The sequence below is a fragment of the Kitasatospora sp. NPDC058048 genome (assembly GCF_042885555.1).
GTDB classification, from domain to species: domain Bacteria; phylum Actinomycetota; class Actinomycetes; order Streptomycetales; family Streptomycetaceae; genus Kitasatospora; species Kitasatospora lactacystinica.
The window spans coordinates 113,171-129,435 of record NZ_JBHVRT010000022.1 but is presented as its reverse complement, the minus strand read 5'-3'; the positions used below and the strand labels follow the sequence as shown (position 1 = coordinate 129,435).

The 16,265-nt window shown below is 74.0% G+C and carries 16 protein-coding genes and 1 pseudogene; 7 read left to right on the top strand and 10 right to left on the bottom strand.

The window, feature by feature from the left end:
- Nucleotides 1-86 precede the first annotated feature (86 nt).
- Nucleotides 87-677 carry a PadR family transcriptional regulator gene (locus tag ACFVVA_RS23510; protein WP_387692265.1) on the bottom strand — a complete coding sequence of 197 codons (591 nt, stop codon included), beginning with the start codon at nt 675-677 and terminating at the stop codon, nt 87-89.
- Between the two features lie 194 nt (nt 678-871).
- On the opposite strand from ACFVVA_RS23510, the gene ACFVVA_RS23505 reads away from it, so the two are divergent.
- Nucleotides 872-2,326, top strand: coding sequence for an MATE family efflux transporter (locus ACFVVA_RS23505; protein ID WP_387692263.1), 1,455 nt, complete (start codon nt 872-874; stop codon nt 2,324-2,326).
- Nucleotides 2,277-2,540, top strand: a pseudogene (locus ACFVVA_RS23500) (DUF664 domain-containing protein); the annotation flags it as partial. The gene ACFVVA_RS23505 and the pseudogene ACFVVA_RS23500, both read left to right, overlap by 50 nt.
- 8 nt (nt 2,541-2,548) lie before the next feature.
- On the opposite strand, the gene ACFVVA_RS23495 reads toward ACFVVA_RS23500, so the two are convergent.
- Nucleotides 2,549-4,063, bottom strand: a complete 1,515-nt coding sequence (locus ACFVVA_RS23495) for an MFS transporter (RefSeq protein ID WP_387692261.1) — start codon at nt 4,061-4,063, stop codon at nt 2,549-2,551.
- Complete coding sequence (locus tag ACFVVA_RS23490; RefSeq protein WP_359903224.1) at nt 4,060-4,650, bottom strand: TetR/AcrR family transcriptional regulator; 591 nt, start codon at nt 4,648-4,650, stop codon at nt 4,060-4,062. The genes ACFVVA_RS23495 and ACFVVA_RS23490 overlap by 4 nt, the downstream gene beginning before the upstream one ends.
- A 76-nt stretch (nt 4,651-4,726) precedes the next feature.
- On the opposite strand from ACFVVA_RS23490, the gene ACFVVA_RS23485 reads away from it, so the two are divergent.
- Nucleotides 4,727-4,897, top strand: a complete 171-nt coding sequence (locus ACFVVA_RS23485) for a hypothetical protein (RefSeq protein ID WP_387692259.1) — start codon at nt 4,727-4,729, stop codon at nt 4,895-4,897.
- 52 nt (nt 4,898-4,949) lie between these two features.
- Here ACFVVA_RS23485 and ACFVVA_RS23480 read toward each other — a convergent pair whose 3' ends face one another.
- Nucleotides 4,950-5,129 (bottom strand): antitoxin, encoded by a 180-nt coding sequence (locus tag ACFVVA_RS23480; RefSeq protein ID WP_387692258.1) that lies wholly within the window; start codon nt 5,127-5,129, stop codon nt 4,950-4,952.
- 162 nt (nt 5,130-5,291) lie between these two features.
- Between ACFVVA_RS23480 and ACFVVA_RS23475 the strand changes: the two genes are divergently transcribed.
- Complete coding sequence (locus tag ACFVVA_RS23475) at nt 5,292-6,923, top strand: M28 family peptidase (protein WP_387692256.1); 1,632 nt, start codon at nt 5,292-5,294, stop codon at nt 6,921-6,923.
- Nucleotides 6,924-7,203: 280 nt separating this feature from the next.
- Nucleotides 7,204-8,610: a dihydrolipoyl dehydrogenase gene (lpdA, locus tag ACFVVA_RS23470; protein ID WP_387692254.1), complete on the top strand. Its 1,407-nt coding sequence runs from the start codon at nt 7,204-7,206 to the stop codon at nt 8,608-8,610.
- 113 nt (nt 8,611-8,723) lie between these two features.
- Here lpdA and ACFVVA_RS23465 read toward each other — a convergent pair whose 3' ends face one another.
- Nucleotides 8,724-9,458 carry a sigma 54 modulation/S30EA ribosomal C-terminal domain-containing protein gene (locus ACFVVA_RS23465; protein ID WP_387692252.1) on the bottom strand — a complete coding sequence of 245 codons (735 nt, stop codon included), beginning with the start codon at nt 9,456-9,458 and terminating at the stop codon, nt 8,724-8,726.
- Nucleotides 9,459-9,670: 212 nt separating this feature from the next.
- Nucleotides 9,671-10,930 carry an AI-2E family transporter gene (locus tag ACFVVA_RS23460; RefSeq protein ID WP_387692250.1) on the bottom strand — a complete coding sequence of 420 codons (1,260 nt, stop codon included), beginning with the start codon at nt 10,928-10,930 and terminating at the stop codon, nt 9,671-9,673.
- A 146-nt stretch (nt 10,931-11,076) separates the two neighbouring features.
- Here ACFVVA_RS23460 and ACFVVA_RS23455 point away from each other — a divergent pair, with 146 nt between their 5' ends.
- The gene (locus tag ACFVVA_RS23455; protein ID WP_387692248.1) at nt 11,077-11,313 is read left to right on the top strand and encodes a DUF6296 family protein; all 237 of its coding nucleotides are present in this window, start codon (nt 11,077-11,079) and stop codon (nt 11,311-11,313) included.
- 110 nt (nt 11,314-11,423) lie between these two features.
- Here ACFVVA_RS23455 and ACFVVA_RS23450 read toward each other — a convergent pair whose 3' ends face one another.
- The 3 genes from ACFVVA_RS23450 to ACFVVA_RS23440 form a co-directional block, all read right to left on the bottom strand.
- A complete protein-coding gene (locus ACFVVA_RS23450; RefSeq protein ID WP_359903204.1) occupies nt 11,424-11,648 on the bottom strand; it encodes a hypothetical protein in 225 nt (74 codons plus the stop codon).
- A gap of 152 nt (nt 11,649-11,800) precedes the next feature.
- A complete protein-coding gene (locus ACFVVA_RS23445; protein WP_387692246.1) occupies nt 11,801-12,247 on the bottom strand; it encodes a DUF6343 family protein in 447 nt (148 codons plus the stop codon).
- Nucleotides 12,248-12,386: 139 nt separating this feature from the next.
- Complete coding sequence (locus ACFVVA_RS23440) at nt 12,387-13,151, bottom strand: GNAT family N-acetyltransferase (protein ID WP_387692305.1); 765 nt, start codon at nt 13,149-13,151, stop codon at nt 12,387-12,389.
- 244 nt (nt 13,152-13,395) lie between these two features.
- On the opposite strand from ACFVVA_RS23440, the gene ACFVVA_RS23435 reads away from it, so the two are divergent.
- Nucleotides 13,396-15,396, top strand: coding sequence for a LamG-like jellyroll fold domain-containing protein (locus tag ACFVVA_RS23435; protein ID WP_387692244.1), 2,001 nt, complete (start codon nt 13,396-13,398; stop codon nt 15,394-15,396).
- 175 nt (nt 15,397-15,571) lie between these two features.
- On the opposite strand, the gene ACFVVA_RS23430 is transcribed toward ACFVVA_RS23435, so the two are convergent.
- On the bottom strand, nt 15,572-16,222 hold the full coding sequence (locus ACFVVA_RS23430) for a TetR/AcrR family transcriptional regulator C-terminal domain-containing protein (RefSeq protein WP_387692242.1): 651 nt from the start codon (nt 16,220-16,222) through the stop codon (nt 15,572-15,574).
- Between the last annotated feature and the right edge of the window lie 43 nt (nt 16,223-16,265).

The window sequence follows — 16,265 nt, the reverse complement described above, 5'->3', positions numbered from 1 at the left end:
TGCGGAACGGCCTGAATTCGGATTTTCGCTCCGCTGTTCGGCAGGGGCGTGCGCCTTCGGTTCCGCTCTGGATTCGCCTGGTCGGCCTAGCGTTCCGAGGACTGCGGCTCCGTCGGTGAGCCGGGGGCTTCCGAGGGCTCCGCCCCGGCCGCCCGATCCAGCTCCGCGACGGTCTCGGACAGCCAGGCCCGCTCGGCCGCGGTGGAGGCCCGGGCGACGAGCAGCATCCCGCGCCGGAAGGGGTTCGGCTCGCGCTCGGCGGTCACCGGCTGCCCCGTCCCGTCGTAGAAGAAGCTGCTCGGAGCGTCCAGGAAGGCCAGCCGACGGCGGAGCACGGCGGCCTGCCGGGGCGGGTCGGCGAGGTGGTGCAGGAACGTGGTGACGGTGAAGAAGCGGATCTGGTCGGTGATCTCGGCCTGCTCCGGGTCGGCCAGTCGGCGCAGCAGTTCGGCCCGCCCCTGCGCCGTCAGCTCCAGCGTCTGCCGCGGTGCGGCGCCGCTGCCCGGTTCGGTGCGGCGGTGCAGCAGTCCGGCCTTCTCCAGCCGGGCGATGGCGGGGTAGAGCGCGCCGTCGCTCACCGGTCGGACATGACCGGTCAGTCCGGTGATCCGGGACTTGAGCTCGTAGCCGTGAAGCGGCTGGTCGTACAGGAAGCCGAGGATCGCGAGCGTCAACACGGCTGGAGCCCTTCGGTCGGAGTGCGCCCTGCGGAGTCGTCATATTACCTCTTGTCGATGTGCCTCGAAACGATGTATCTCTATTCGAGGCAGGTCGAGAGGGCCGCAGCCGATCGAGGAGAGCCGAGGCGGGCCAGTGCCGCGCCGGGGCTGGTCCGGTCACGCACGAGCACCACAGCGGAAGGGAGAAGGGCATGCGCGGCCAGTTGCGCCGACTCACGGCATTGGCGGTACCCGTCTACGCGGAGCTGCTGTCCGGGGTGATCGCCTCGGTGATCGGGGCCCTCTGGGTGGCCGGTCTCGGCGGGGCCGCAGTAGCCGCCGTCACCCTGGCCGGCACCGTCGAGAACCTGCTGCTCGGTCTGGTCCTGGTGGTCGCCTCCGGCACCAGCGTCAGGCTCTCCCACGCCCTCGGTGCGGGCGACCACGCCGAAGCCGCCCGGACCACCTGCGCGGCCTGGCGGCTCTGTGCCGCCGTCAGTGCGGCGCTCGCCGTCCCCGGCTTCCTGCTGCGCGACCGGCTGGCAGGCGCCTTCCTGGACGGCGAAGCCGCCGAACAGGCCGCCGGTTACCTCGCCGTCGCGTTCCCGGCCTTCGCGCTCTTCGTCGGCCAGCGCGTCGCCGACGAGCTGTTCAAGGGCGCGGGCGACACCCGCACCCCGATGCGGATCGCCCTGCTCTCCAACGCGCTGCTGCTCCTCCTCGACCCCCTGCTGATCCTCGGCCCGGGGCCGCTGCCCGCCCTCGGCGTGCCGGGCGCCGCCCTGGCCCTGGTCCTCTCCCGGGCGATCGCCCTCGCCGCCACCCTGCGCGTGCGGCGCGTGCGGCGACTGCGGCAGCCGGTACGACACACGGAGTCGCAGCCGGGGCGGCACGCGGAACCGCAGCCGGTGCGACGCACAGAGCCGCGGCCGCAGGACCCCGGCGGCACCGGGGGAGCGGGTGCGGCGGCGGTACGGATCCTGCGCGCGGGCGCACCGTTCGGTCTGGACTTCACCGCCCGGATGGCCGTCGGAACCGCCCAACTCGGCCTGGTCGCGGGCTTCGGCGTCGCGGCGGTGGCCGGCTACGGCCTCGGCTACCGCGTCCTGCTCGTCGTCACCATGGCCTTCTACGCGCTGCGCCAGGCCGCCGCGATCGAGGCGGCACGGCTGACCGGCGCGGGAGAGGGCGCCGCGCTGCACACCCTGCGCCGCGCCACCGGACGCCTCGCCGCGCTGCTCGGTGGGGTGGCGGCGGTGCTTGCCGTCACGCTCGCGGTGCCGCTGACCGCGCTCTTCACCGAGGACCGGGCGGTGGCCGCGCAGTCCGTCGGCTTCCTGCGCTCGGCGGCCCTCTACCTGCTGCCGTACGCGCTGGTGGTGGCGGTCGGCGGAGTGCACCAGGCGGCGGGCGCCGGGCGCCCGATGGTGGTCTCCGTCCTGCTCGGTCTCGGGGCCCAACTCGCCGCCTCGGCGGCCCTGTCCGGGCCGCTGGGGGTGTCGGGGGTGTGGCTCGGGCCGGCGGTGGGCGCGGCCGTGCAGCTCGCGCTGCTCGCCGCACTGACACGGTCGCGGAGTCCGCGCGGGGCCGCAGCGGGCGTGTGCCGGAGTGGGGGCCATGGCACTCACCCCGGACGGGCGGCCGATCCCGCCCCCGCACGCCGATGAACGCGCCATGCTGGAGAGCTGGTTGGACTTCCAGCGGGCCACGCTCGCCCGCAAGGTCGACGGGCTCGACGACCGGCAGGCGCGGCTGGCGTCCGTCCCGCCGTCCACGATGACCCTGCTGGGGCTGGTTCGGCATGTCGCCGTGGTCGAACGCAACTGGTACCAGCGGGTGTTCGCCGGGCAGGACGTCCCGCCGGTGTACGGCGTGGACAACGCCGACGGCTACGGTCCGGACCCGGTGCGCGGGATGGCCGAGGCGCTGGTGGACTGGAGCTCCGGCCGCGCGCCCGACGTCGGACCGGCGGCCCGATCGGTGGCCCCACCGGCCGTCGGTCCAGCCGCCCGTCCGGGCAGCCGCGCGGCGAGCAGTGTTCCCGCGCCGGCCACCGCCGTCATGGTCAGCGCGGACGGCGCGAGCGCCGCGCCGGGGTCCGTGCGGCCGGCGGCGGTGGTGGCCAGGGCGATGCCCAGGGCCGGGCCGATGTTCAGGACGGTCTGCTGCAGGCCGCCCGCGACCCCGGCCCGGGCGGCGGACGCACCCCGGACCACCATCGTGGTGGCGGTGGCCATCACCGCACCGAAGCCGGTGCCGAGCAGTGCGAAGCAGCCGCCGATCGCGAGCGTCCCGGAACCGGTGCCGAGCCCCGCGGTGAGCAGTGCCCCCGCGGTGATCAGTGCCATCCCCGGCAGCACCACCGCCCGTTCGCCGTGACGCTTCGCCAGCCGGGCGGAACCGGGCGCCGCGAGGATCATCGCCACCGCGAGCGGCACCGCTCGCAGGGCGCTCTGCAGGGGGTCGAGCCCGAGCACGTCCTGGAGGTAGTAGGCGGCCGGGAAGAGTGCGCCCTGGAGGGCGGCGGAGGCGGCGAGCAGGACGACGAGCGGCGGTGCGACGGCCGTGGAGCGGAACAGCGCGGGCGGCAGCAGGGGATCGGCGGTCCGGCGTTCGTGCCGGACCAGGAGGAGGGCGAGGACTCCGGATGCGGCGAGGCAGAGCAGTGGGACGGCCGGCGGGCCGGTGTCCGGCAGCGTCACCAGGCTCTCCACCAGGAAGGCCAGCGCGAGTGCGAGCAGGGCCGCGCCGGGCAGGTCGAGCCCGCTGCCGTGCCGGCCGTCGTGCTCGCTGTCGTGCCCGCTGCCGCGTCCGGCGGCCGGGGACCGGGTGTCGGGCGATCCGGCCCGGGCCGGCACCGCGAGCGCCGCCAGGAGGGCGGCCGCGGCGGGCAGCAGGCCCAGCAGGAAGACCGACCGCCAGCCGAGGTGCGTGGTCAGCGCCCCGCCGACCAGCGGCCCCGCCGCCGCCGCGAGCCCGATGGCGGCGGTGCGGATGGCGATCGGACCGGCCAGGCGGTCGGCGGGCCAGGCGGTCCGGAGCATGCCCAGGGTGGCCGGTTGCAGCAGCGCGCCGGCCGCGCCCTGCAGGACGCGCAGGGCGACGACCCAGCCGATGCCGGGCGCCACGGCGATCCCGAGCGAGGCGGCGGCGAAGCCGGTCACGCCGAGCGCGAAGACCCGCCGGTGCCCGTACCGGTCGCCGAGGCGGCCGGCGAAGACCAGCAGGGCGGCGACGGTGACCAGGTAGCCGGTGCCGGCCCACTGGACGGCGGCGACGGAGGCGTGCAGGTCGTGCTGGAGGGCCGGCCGGGCGACGGTCAGCGCGGTGCCGTCGACGGCGACCAGGACGGCGCCGGTAATGCTCGCGGCCAGGACGAGCCCCCGGCGGTGCCGCGGGTTCACCGCGCGGCCGGGCCGAGGTGGGCGTCCAGCGTCGCGCGCAGCAGCGGCTCGATGGAATCGTCGCCGGTGATGAGCCGAAGGCTGCCCCAGGTGCGCAGCTGGGCGAGGCCGTGCAGGTTGGACCAGAGGGCGGCGGTGGCGGCGGCCGGATCGTCGGACCGCGGGTGCACCTCGGAGACCAGGCCGACGAAGGTCAGGAAGAGCGGCAGGGTGGTGCGGCGCAGTTCGGCGCCGCTGCCCTCCAGCAGGTCGTGACGGAACATCAGCTCGAACATGCCGGGGTTGGCGGCCGCGAAGCCGAGGTAGGCGCGGGCGAGCGCGTCGAGGCGGGTGCGGGCGTCGGCGCCGGTGGTGGCGGTGAGGGCGTCGGCTCCCGCGAGGGTGTCGGTGAGCCTGCCGAAGCCCTGCTGGGCGATGGCGGCGAGCAGCTCGCGGTGGGTGGGGAAGTAGCGGCGGGGCGCGCCGTGCGAGACCCCGGCGCGGCGGGCGATCTCGCGCAGGCCGAGCGCCTGGACGCCGCCCTCGGCCACCAACTCGACGCCGGCGGCCACCAGTCGGGCCCGTAGGTCCTGTTCCTGTTCGGTCATGAAGACACTGTCTACCAGGTGTTCGTAGACAGTGTCTACTCGCGTTCGCGGGAACGCCCCGGGCAGAATCGACCCCATGGACGAAGGCGGCGAGCCGGCCTGCTGGCTGGAGCTGGTGTGCCCGGAGTGCGGACGGCTGCGCGAGCGGCCCGGACCGGGACCCTGCGAGAACTGCGGCGCCGACGGTCAAGCCGACGGCCAGGGCGGAGGCGGCCCGCCGGACGCGGCGGAGCCCCCGAAGGCCTGACCCGGGCGCCGCATGGGTCCCGGGTCGGACGGCCCGCGGGAGGCAGGAGCCGCTACTGCTGCGGCGGCTGGTCGCGGAACTGGTTCTTGAGCTGCTCCTGGGCGTCGTCCACCTGACCGCTGTACTTGCCCTGGGTGCGCTGGTCGACGGTGTCGCCCGCCTTGTCGACGGCCTTGTCGGCCTGCTCCTCGTGGCCCTTCAGCAGGTTCTTGAGCTTATCCATCATGGACATCTGGTCACACTCCTGGATGAGACGCCCCCACCCCTCCAATATCACCGCGCGCGCCACGACCCGCATCTCGCAAGGTCTGCGTAAAGGCTTGGCAACGGGATTCCGGTCATGTCAAATCATGACCCTCATGACCTTCACGGCCCGTCGGATGGAGCTCCCTTGATGCTGCGCACCCGTCGCCCCACCTCCCCGCTCGACCGCTCCGTCCCGGAGGACCCCGCCACCTCCACAGGGCGCCCGCGAACCGCCGTCACCCGGCGTGGCGCGGGCGCCGCCCTGACCGTCGCCGCGCTGGTCGCCCCGCTGCTGCTGGCCGGCGCCGGCAGTGCCTCGGCCGACCCGGACCCGGCGCGCAAGGGCGCCAAGCTGGCCTCCCGGCTGGTCGAGGCGAGCAGCGCCCGGGACGCGCGGGCCACGCTGGCCGCTCTCCAGTTGATCGCGGACCGCAACGGCGGTACCCGGGTGGCCGGTTCGAAGGGGCACGACCAGTCCGCGCAGTACGTCTACGAGCAGGCGCGCCGGGCCGGGCTCAAGGTGTCCAAGCAGGAGTTCGTCTACACCTTCTTCGAGGCCCGCTCCGAGCGCCTCGACGTGGTCTCCCCGAAGGCCGAATCGGTGCCGGTGATCGCCATGACGTACTCGGTGGGCGGCCCGGAGGCGGGCCTGACCGCGGACCTGGCGGTCGCCCCGGTCGGCGCCACCACCGGCTGCACGCCCGCCGACTACCCGTCGGGCGCCTTCACCGGCAAGATCGCCCTGATCCGGCGCGGTGGATGCTCCTTCGCCGAGAAGCAGGCCGCCGCGGCCGCCGTCGGCGCGACCGGGGCGATCATCTACAACAACACCGAGGGCACCCTGAACGGGACGCTCAGCGAGCCGACGGCGGGGCGGATCCCGACCGGCGGGATCACCCAGGCCGCGGGCGAGGCCCTGGCCGCCCAGGCCGCCGCCGGGCCCGTCCGGGTGACCCTGGACATCCGGACCTTCATGGAGCAGCGCAAGACCTGGAACGTCATCGCCGAGACCCGCGGCGGCGACCCGGACCACACCGTGATGGTCGGCGCGCACCTCGACTCCGTCCCCGAGGGGCCGGGCATCAACGACAACGGCTCCGGCACGGCCGGCGTCCTGGAGGTCGCGAAGAACCTCAGCGTCCACCCGGTGAAGAACAAGGTCAGGTTCGCCTGGTGGTCGGCCGAGGAGTTCGGCCTCAAGGGGGCCGAGGCGTACGTGAACTCCCTCTCCGACGCGGAGAAGAAGAAGATCGGCCTCTACCTCAACTTCGACATGATCGCGTCCCCCAACTACGCGCAGTTCGTCTACAACGGCTCGGGCAGCGCCGGCGGCGACGCGGGCCCCGAGGGCTCGGCGCAGCTGGAACGGGACATCAACGGCTACCTGGACGGCCGGGGCCTGCCGCACGACCCGACCCTCTTCGACGGCCGCTCCGACTACGGTCCGTTCATCGACGCGGGCATCCCGGCCGGCGGCACCGACACCGGCGCCGAGAAGGTCAAGTCCCCGGAGCAGGCGGCCCGTTACGGCGGCACCGCCGGCGCCGCGTACGACGGGTGCTACCACAAGGCCTGCGACAACCTGGGCAACATCGACATGGGCGTCTTCGACGTCAACATCGACGTGATCGCGAACGCCGTCGGCACCTACGCCTGGGACCTCTCCTCGCTCCACCGGCCCGTCCCGGTCCAGCGCCCGGCCGCCAAGGCGGTGCCCGGCGCCGCGGCGACCGGTATCAGCGGCACGAGCGACACCCACTCCGGCGGGGTGGCGGCCTGACGCCCGGGTGGGCCCGCCGCCGCTCCCGGCCCGCGGGCCCACCCGACCGCCGTACCCGACCGCTCCGTCCGGGACTGCTCCATCCGGGACCTCCCCGCCCCATCGCCCCTGGTGGCCGTGGGTGCGGTCACCGTAGCGCAGGACACTGACAATCCGGTCGCGGACCGGTACGGTGCCGCGCGGAGCGCATCCGCCGAGACCCGGTGGGTGCGCCGGGTCCGGTCCTGACACCATGGGACCGAGATCACGACACGGTGACATCCTCGGAGGAGTCAGCAACATGAGCACGCACTACGACGTCGTCGTCCTCGGCGCGGGCCCCGGCGGCTACACCGCCGCCGTCCGCTCGGCCCAGCTGGGCCTGAAGGTCGCGGTCATCGAGGCCAAGTACTGGGGCGGCGTCTGCCTCAACGTCGGCTGCATCCCCTCCAAGGCCCTGCTGCGCAACGCCGAGCTCGCCCACATCTTCACCAAGGAGGCCAAGACCTTCGGCATCAAGGTCGAGGGCCAGGTGACCTTCGACTTCGGCGAGGCCTTCCGGCGCAGCCGCTCGGTGGCCGACGGCCGGGTCAAGGGCGTCCACTACCTGATGAAGAAGAACGGCATCACCGAGTACGACGGCTGGGGCACCTTCGTCGACGAGCACACCCTCCAGGTCGCGCTGAGCGGCGGCGGCTTCGAGGTCGTCACCTTCGACCACTGCGTCATTGCCGCCGGTGCCACCACCCGCCTGCTGCCCGGCACCAGCCTGAGCGACCGCGTGGTCACCTACGAGGAGCAGATCCTCACCGAGCAGCTGCCGGAGAGCATCATCATCGCGGGCGCCGGCGCGATCGGCGTCGAGTTCGCCTACGTGCTCCACAACTACGGCGTGAAGGTCACCATCGTCGAGTTCCTGGACCGCGTGGTGCCGCTGGAGGACGTCGAGGTCTCCACCGAACTCGCCAAGCAGTACCGCAAGCTGGGCATCGAGGTGCTGACCTCCACCCGGGTCGAGTCGATCGACGACAGCGACCCGAACGCCAAGGTCCGGGTCACCGTCACCAAGGACGGGCAGCAGCAGGTGCTGGAGGCCGACAAGGTGCTCCAGGCGATCGGCTTCGCGCCGCGGGTCAACGGCTACGGCCTGGAGAACACCGGGGTCAAGCTCACCGACCGCAACGCCATCGCGGTGGACGGCCGCGGCCGCACCAGCGTCGAGCACATCTTCGCGATCGGCGACGTGACCGCCAAGCTGATGCTCGCGCATGCCGCCGAGACGATGGCCGTGATCGCCGCCGAGACCATCGGCGGGGCGGAGACCATGGAGGTCGACTTCGTCATGATCCCGCGCGCCACCTACTGCCAACCGCAGATCGCCTCCTTCGGGTACACCGAGGCCCAGGCGCGCGAGCTGGGCCACGACGTCAAGGTCGCCAAGTTCCCGTTCACCGCCAACGGCAAGGCGCACGGCCTCGGCCACCCGATCGGCTTCGTCAAGGTCATCAGCGACAACACGCACGGCGAGCTGCTCGGTGCCCACCTGATCGGCCCCGAGGTCACCGAGCTGCTGCCGGAGCTGACGCTGGCCCAGCAGTGGGACCTGACCGTCAACGAGGTCGCCCGCAACGTGCATGCCCACCCGACCCTGGGCGAGGCCGTCAAGGAGGCCATCCACGGCCTGGCCGGCCACATGATCAACATGTGACGACCGGCCCTCGGCACGCGCCGCGCCCCCGTCGGGCGACTGCCCGGCGGGGGCGCGGCGCGGTTCCGGGCCGATCGGCGGGAGCGGCGCCCGGGCTCCGGTCAGGGCGCCCGTCAGACGTGCCCGGCGATCAGGCCGAGCCGACCGTCGAAGCGGCGGTAGAGCACCCGGCCCCGGCCGGTGACCGGGTGCGCGAAGAACAGGAACGGCAGCTCCGCGCCCGCCAGCCGGTCGACGGCCTGCGCCTGCGTCAGCCGGGGCGCGCCGTACGGGCTGAGGGTGATCGGCGAGGTCCGGCGGCCCGCCGGTCCGGCCGGGACGGTACGGGCGAGGCGGTAGCCGGTCGGCCCGACCCGGTAGACCACGGCGTCGGTCTCGGTCGCCGGATCGGTGAACAGGTGGATGTCGTAGTCCATCGCGTCCATGGTCCGGGCAGCGGCCTCCGGCGAGCACCAGACCAGCGAGGGCTCCTTGTGCCGGACCACCCGGAGCTCGCGCAGCTCGCCGCCGTCCGGGCCGGTGGGGGCCGCGGCGCGGTGGCCCGGCCACGGTCGCGGCGCCCAGGCCCCGGTGACGGCCCTGATCCTGCCGCGCAGCGCGTCGCTCACCCGGTCGAGCGAGTCGCCGAGCCCGGCCGCGGCCTCCTGGACGCGGATCCGCCGGCCGTCCACCTCGGCGTTCACCTGCGCCAGCACGCCCCCGGCCACGGCCGCGAGCCGTACCCGCAGGGCCTCCACCAGCGTCCCCACTCCCGGAGCCGCCGCCGCGGCGCCCACCCGGGCCCGCGCCTCGGCCAGGACCTCGCAGGTCAGCCCCTCGAACGCCCTCACCGTGACCAACTCGCCCATCCCAGGCCCTTCCACTCCCAGCCGGCGCAATACCGGCGACCAGGATTCCCGCCCCCGCTCCGCGCGGCCAGGGCCCAACGGCCCCACCGGGAGGGCCGGGCGGACCAGCCGCGGTCCGGGGACGGGCCCGTCGGAGGGGCCGGTGGGGCCAGAAGGGGAGTGGTGGGGCCAGGAGGGGAGTGGGGGCGGCCCCGTCGCGGAGCATCGGGCACTCACCCGCCGTGCCGGCCGCCCTCGCCCCGGTCCTGGCGCCGGCCCTGGTCCGGTCGGCGACCGGACCGGTCGCCCGCCGCGAGGGGCCGCGTCCCCGAGCCGCCGGATGCGCCACGGGAGCGCAGCTCGCCGAGCACCGCCCAGGCGACCGACACCACCGGCACGGCCACCACCGCGCCCAGGATTCCCGCCAGTACGGTGCCGCCGGCCACCGACACGGCGATGGCCACCGGGTGGATGCGGACGGACCAGCCGAGCACCAGCGGATGCAGCAGGTGGCCCTCGATCTGGCCGATGACCACGATCAGGGCGAGCACCAGCAGGGCGATCACCGGCCCGCGGGCGGCGAGCGCGACCACGGAGGCGATCGCCAGGGCGATCGGGGAGCCGATCAGCGGGACGAGCGTCGCCACGAACTCCAGCAGCATCAGCGGCATGACCAGCGGCACCCGCAGGATCGCCAGCGCGATGCCCACCAGCACGGCGTTGGAGGCCGCCACGATCAGCACGCCCCGGGTGTAGCCCGCGAAGGTGCGCCAGGCGGTACGACCGGCACGGTCCCAGGCCGACCGGCTCCGGGCCGGCAGCTGCCGCTGCGCCCAGGACCACATCCGGTCGCCGGAGTGCAGGAAGAACACCGAGCAGAAGACCGCGAGCGCCAGCCCCGTGACCAGCTCGACGATCCGGCCGGCGCCGCTGAGCGCGGTGCTGACCAGGGCGGAGCGGTGGGCCGAGACGAACGCGCCGATCTTGGCCCGCAGGTCGGTGACGGTGCCGGGGCGCAGGTGGAAGGGGGCGCCGGTGAGCCAGCGGTCGATCCGGGAGAGCCCGCCGCGCAGCTCGTTCCCCAGCCGGGTCCACTCTTCGGCGACGGTCGTGCCGACCAGCGCCAGCACCCCGCCGACGAGCACGAGGGTGCAGAGGAAGGCGATCACGACGGCGAGCGGGCGCGGTGTGCCCCGGGCCAGCAGGTCGACCAACGGGCGCAGCACGGAGGTGATGACCAGGGCCACGAACAGTGCGACGACCACCAGCTGGAGCCGGGCGAGGACGTCGACGACCAGGTAGGCGAAGAGTCCGAGCAGCGCCAGCCGCCAGGTGTACCCGGCCGCCGTTCGCAGGCCGGAGGGGACGTGCTCCGCGGACGGGGACGGGCCCCGGGCCGGCGCCCCCGCGCGGGTCCGGCGGGCCGGCACCCGGGGACGGCGGCTGCCCAGCGGCCCGGGCCGCCGGTCCGGTTCGGCGCCGTTCACTCCCACGGGCGGTCTGCCGGGTGTAAACACGCGGGGCCGGGGCAGGCGCGAAGCGGCACCGGTCTCCCTCGGGAGGACAGTGGTCCTCCGTGTACAAGCGGTTGGATGTGGGGAGAATCGATGACGCAGGGTGGGGGGAGAAGGAGGCAGACATGAGAAGCCTCACGCGCCGTTGCGCGGTGACGCTCCCCGGCCCGATCGGCGGGCACGCCCCGCTCTGCTCGGTCATCGTGCACGAGACGCAGATCGTGGGCCCCGACGGGGGCCTGGTCTGGGAGAGCGCGGACGGCGACCTGCGGGTGGAGATCGCCAGCGGGGTGGCCACCGTCCTGGAGTCTCCCGGAACCGGCAGCCGGCACCCGTGCCTGATGGCGGTGCCGCTGCCCTGAGCACGCGGCCGGGACGCGTGCCGTAACGACGTGTGCCGCAACGAGGACGCGTGCCGCAACGAAGGCGATGGAGGAGCGGAGGCGACGCGGGCGGACGTCGCGACGGACGGTCACCGCGTGGTGGCGGCCAAGGCCTCGCGCACGGTGACCAGGCAGGGGTCGCAGTACCGGTCCGGCCCGGCCGCACCGGCGCCGTCCGCTGCCGGGACGACGCGCTGGGAGGGCTCCAGGAAACGCCCGCAGAGTGAGGACGACGCGTCGTCCTTCGCCACCACGTGCCACACCACGGCGGGCGGGGAGACCGCCGGGTCGTGCTCGGCCCACATCTCGTACACGGCGCTACCTCCGGATCGCTGGGGGCTCGGTGAATCCATGCAAACCCGGGCTCTGCCGAACGGCCACCGGGCCAGACCCGGTGGGATGGTTGTGGGCCGGTGGTGGTCGGGCCCGGCGCGGGCACCGGCTCACTCCCGGCGGTCGGAGCCCCTCACTCCCGGGGGTCGGAGCCCCGGCGGTCGGCGCCCGGGCGCCCCGGGGCACCGGTCCGGTGGCGGCCCTGGCCGGCGGCCAGCCGGCGCCGGATCACCAGCAGGTCGAGTCCGGCGAGGGCGGCGAACCCGGCGCACAGGGCGGCGAAGAAGGCATAGGTCCCCCGGTTGGGCGCGGGGCCCGGGCCGGCCAGCGCGGCCAGCACGGCGAAGGCCGCCGTCCCGCCGACGAACAGGACCAGGAAGACCCGGGACAGCAGCCGCCGCAGCTCCAGGTCCGAACGGGCGGTCACCGGCTCGGTGCCCCGGCGCACCGATTCCTCGGGCCGCAGCTGCGGCGTCGTCCGGCCGGGGCCCTGCGAGGTGTGCGGGAAGTCGTGGCGCTCGCCGCTCCGGCGACGGGCCCCGCCGCCGTGCTGCACGCTCGGTCTGCGTTGTACGGACATGACGACCCCCGAACGGAGTCGATCGGTGGTGTTCCGTCGACGCGCCTACCCGCGCCCGGCGCCGGTACACGTCGGCGGGTGCGGGCAGGCGCCGGTCGAGCCGCAGTCGGACCGCCGGCCGTCGGCCCGGCCGGAGGGCTCAGGGGGTGACTGCGTACTCGGTGAACCGGCCGCAGGCCTGGAATCCGAGACGGCGGTAGACGGGCTCCCCGTCCGAGGACGCCTGCAGGACCGCGGTGCGGTACCCCGCCTCGTGGGCCGTGCGCAGGGTGGCGAGGGTGATGGCTCCGCCGTACCCGCGGCGGCGGTCGGAGGCGAGGGTCGCGATGTTGTAGATCCCGGCGACACCCGCGAAGAGAAAGACCTCGGCCGAGCAGACCGGTCGTCCGTCCGCGTAGCCGATGAGGTAGCGCGCCGGGCAGTCGGGGGCCAGGGCCCGCTCGGTCGCATCGGCGTAGAAGCGGCGGACGGTGGCGGCCGGCGGGTCCCAGTTCGCGGCCAGGACCATCGCGTAGTCGGCGAGTTGTTCGGGAGTCGTCACGGGGCGGATCTCCAGGCCGTCGACGTGGGGCTCCGGTGGGGCGGTGCGCAGATCCGTCCACATGCCGGTCTCGGTCTCGGAGGCCTTGAGGCCGACGTCGGTCAGGAGCACGGCGATGTCCGGGGGTGCGGTGGCGGGGCCGACCCACCAGGAGAAGGGCCGGCCGGTCGCGGTCAGCGTGCGGACCGTCTCCGTCACCCGGTCGCGAGCGGTGCCGTCGGTGAAACGCGCGGCCGCCACGATGTTGAAGGTGTCGTCGTCGAGCCCGCTGTCGGCGATCACGAGATCGGCCGTCTCGGTGACGGTCGAGTGCTTCGTGCGGCGGTGCAGGTGGCAGGCGTGTTCGGCCAGGTTCTGCTCCATCCTGGCCAACAGGTCGGAATCGTCGGACGCGGTATGTCCTGTCTCATTCACGTCCGACACGATCTCACCCGTACAAGGGGCCGCCGAGTGAATAAGGGCGGGGTAAAGGTTGCCGTTGCCGGCCGTCCGGCGACACCCGCTCCCGGTGGATTCGGCCGCTGTTCAACGGGGCGTGGCCCGGCCGATGATCCACGACTGCTCCCGGTGCCTACCGTCGGGGCCCACACCACTTCCGGGAGCGAACATGCACGACATCCAGGCGACCGAGCACGAGTGCGGCTGCCCGCGGACCGCCGACCTCGACGGGGAGGGGACGGCCGCGGCCAGTCGGCGCCGATTCCTGCGCGGGGCCGGTCTGGTGGGCGCCGGGGTCGGTACCGCCGGTCTCGGCCTGCTCGGTGCGGTACCCGCGCAGGCGGCCGGGCCCGAGCAGGGCGGTGGGGCCGAGCAGGCCGGCGGCGCCGGGAAGAAGCCGAAGAAGGCCGGGGGGAAGGGGCGTTGGCAGCCGGACCCGGACGCCCGGCAGTTCACCGTCGTGGTCATGCCGGACACCCAGTACCTGTTCGACCAGGACCGGATCCACCCGGCGCCGCTGGAGGCCTCGGTCCGCTACGTACTGGACGGCGGGGTCAACCGGGAGGACGGGACGGACGACAACATCGTCTTCCTGTCCCATCTCGGGGACGTCACCGAGAACGGCCTGGCCGTCGAGTTCGCCGCCGTCACCAAGGTGTTCGGCCTGCTGGACGAAGCGGGCGCGGCCTACGGAGTGCTCGCCGGCAACCACGACGTCCGTTCCTCGACCGACGACCAGCGGGGCAGCACCCCGTACCTGGAGACCTTCGGCAAGGCCAGGGCCGCCCGCACCGCCGGGTACCGCGGCTCCAGCCCGGACGGCTACAACACCTGCCACGTGCTCCGGGCGGCCGGCCGCGACTGGATGGTGCTCTCGCTGGACTGGCGGCTCTCCGACGCGGGCTTCGCCTGGGCGAACGGGGTGATCGCGGCCAACCCGAAGGTCCCGGTGATCCTGACCACCCACGACCTGGCGTACGCCGACGACAGCGGCCGCGCCGAGCTGTCCGACAACGGGAAGCGGCTCTGGGAGCGGCTGGTCGACGGCAACGACCAGATCTTCCTGACCGTCAACGGGCACTACTGGCCGCCCGGCCGCACGGTGCTGAAGAACCGGGCCGGCCACGACGTGCACGTCCACATCACCAACTACCAGGACCGCTACTACGGCGGTGCGGCGATGATCCGGGCGTACCGCTTCGATCTCGACCGCAACACCGTCGACGTGTCGACCTTCTCGCCGTGGATCCAGCAGATCGCGGCCGAGGAGCGCAACGCGCTGGCGGCCCAGCACGTCGAGCTGACCTCGGACGTGGACCGCTTCTCGCTCGCGATCGACTTCGACCGCCGGTTCGCCGGCTTCGCGCCCGTCCCGCAGCGCCCGGCGCGCCGGGCGGGTGAGCTGCTGGTGCGCGACACGGCGGCCTACTGGCGGTTCGACGGCGGCGGCGGGGACGGCACGGTCGTCTCCCCGCAGCAGGTCGTCAAGGACCTGAGCGGGCAGGGCAACGACCTGCTCTGGCAGGGCGCCCCCGGCACGCCCGAGGGCGCGCTCAGCTGGTCCGCCGAGCACCACCCGGACCAGCCCGGCCACGGCAGTCTGCTGTTCAAGGGCACCCGCTCGCCGGTGCGCGGCGGCTACCTGCAGACCGTGCCCACCGCGCCGCTGAACCGGGAGGCCTTCGAGCGCGGGTTCACCGTCGAGGCCTTCTTCAAGCTGCCCGCCGACTGGGACTCCGCGCAGAGCCGCTGGTCCGCCCTGCTCAGCCGGTGGGGGACGGCCGGCGAGGCGGGCAGGAGCGGGCCCGGGACGGACGCCGACGAGCCCGTCGCCACGCTCAGCGTCTCCGAGGCGCCGGCCCTCCAGTGGTGCGTCTACCCGCTCAACCAGACCGGGGCGTCGACCTGTTGGGGCCACCAGCTGCCGCTGGACCGGTGGTGGCACGTCGCGGTGGTCAACGACGGGAAGCTCAGCCGGATGTACGTCGAGGGCTGCGAGGTGGCGCGCAATCCGGCGACGCCCGCGGTGGGGCTGGCCACCCTGGGGCGGCCGTGGATGCTGGGCGGGTACGCGTACGCGGGGGTGCTGGACAAGGTCTTCCACGGGTACGTCGGGGACGTTCGGATCGTGCGGCGGGCGCTGCGGGTGGGCGAGTTCATGACCGCCTGACCGCGCTCCACGGCGCTCGACCGCGCTTCACCGCACTCGATCGCGCTCGACCGCACCACGTCGAAACTCCTCCGAAGCACGGACACCGCCGGGCCCTGGTACGGGCCCGGCGGTGCCGTCTCCCGGTACGGCGCGCTGCGGCGGGCGCCGGTGCGCGACGGCGGGGCCGGAGCCGTCAGCGGAGCAGGGTGGCCTCGACCCCGGCGAGGATCGCCGCCAGGCCCTGTTCGTAGCCCTCGTCGAAGTCCTGGAACATCACCCGGCCCGACTCGGCGGCCAGGGGGTGGGCGGCCAGGCGCTCGGCGCGGGCGTCCACGTCGTAGCCCTCCTCGCCGTCGAAGGGGTTGGGGCCCATCGCCTGCTCCTCGATGACGTAGCCGATGGTGAAGCTGTAGGCGGTCTGCCAGGCCCGGGTGGCGGTCGTCGGGGTGAAGCCGGCCTCGACCAGCACGCGCAGCGAGGCGTCCAGGCCGGCCGCGTAGCTGGTGTCGGTGAACCGGGCGCCGCTGTAGACCTTCGCGCCGTCGCGGTAGCGCAGCAGTTCGGCGCGCAGGGTGCGCATCGCCCTCAGGTAGGTCTCCCGCCAGTCGCCCGCAGGCGGGCCTTCCCCCGCCCGGCCGGTCATGCGGCGCATCATCTCGGTCGCCATCTCGTCGAGCAGCGCCTGCTTGTCCTTGAAGTGCCAGTACAGCGCGGGTGCCTTGACGTCGAGCCGGGTGGCGATGGCGCGCAGTGTCAGGCCGTCCAGGCCGGCCTCGTTCAGCAGGTTCAGCGCGGTGTCGACGACCTGGGCGCGGTCGAGCTTGGGGGTTCTCTGCGGGGTCACGATTGACAGTTTAACGCCGTTAAGTGCAGGCTGTCGGCAGCGG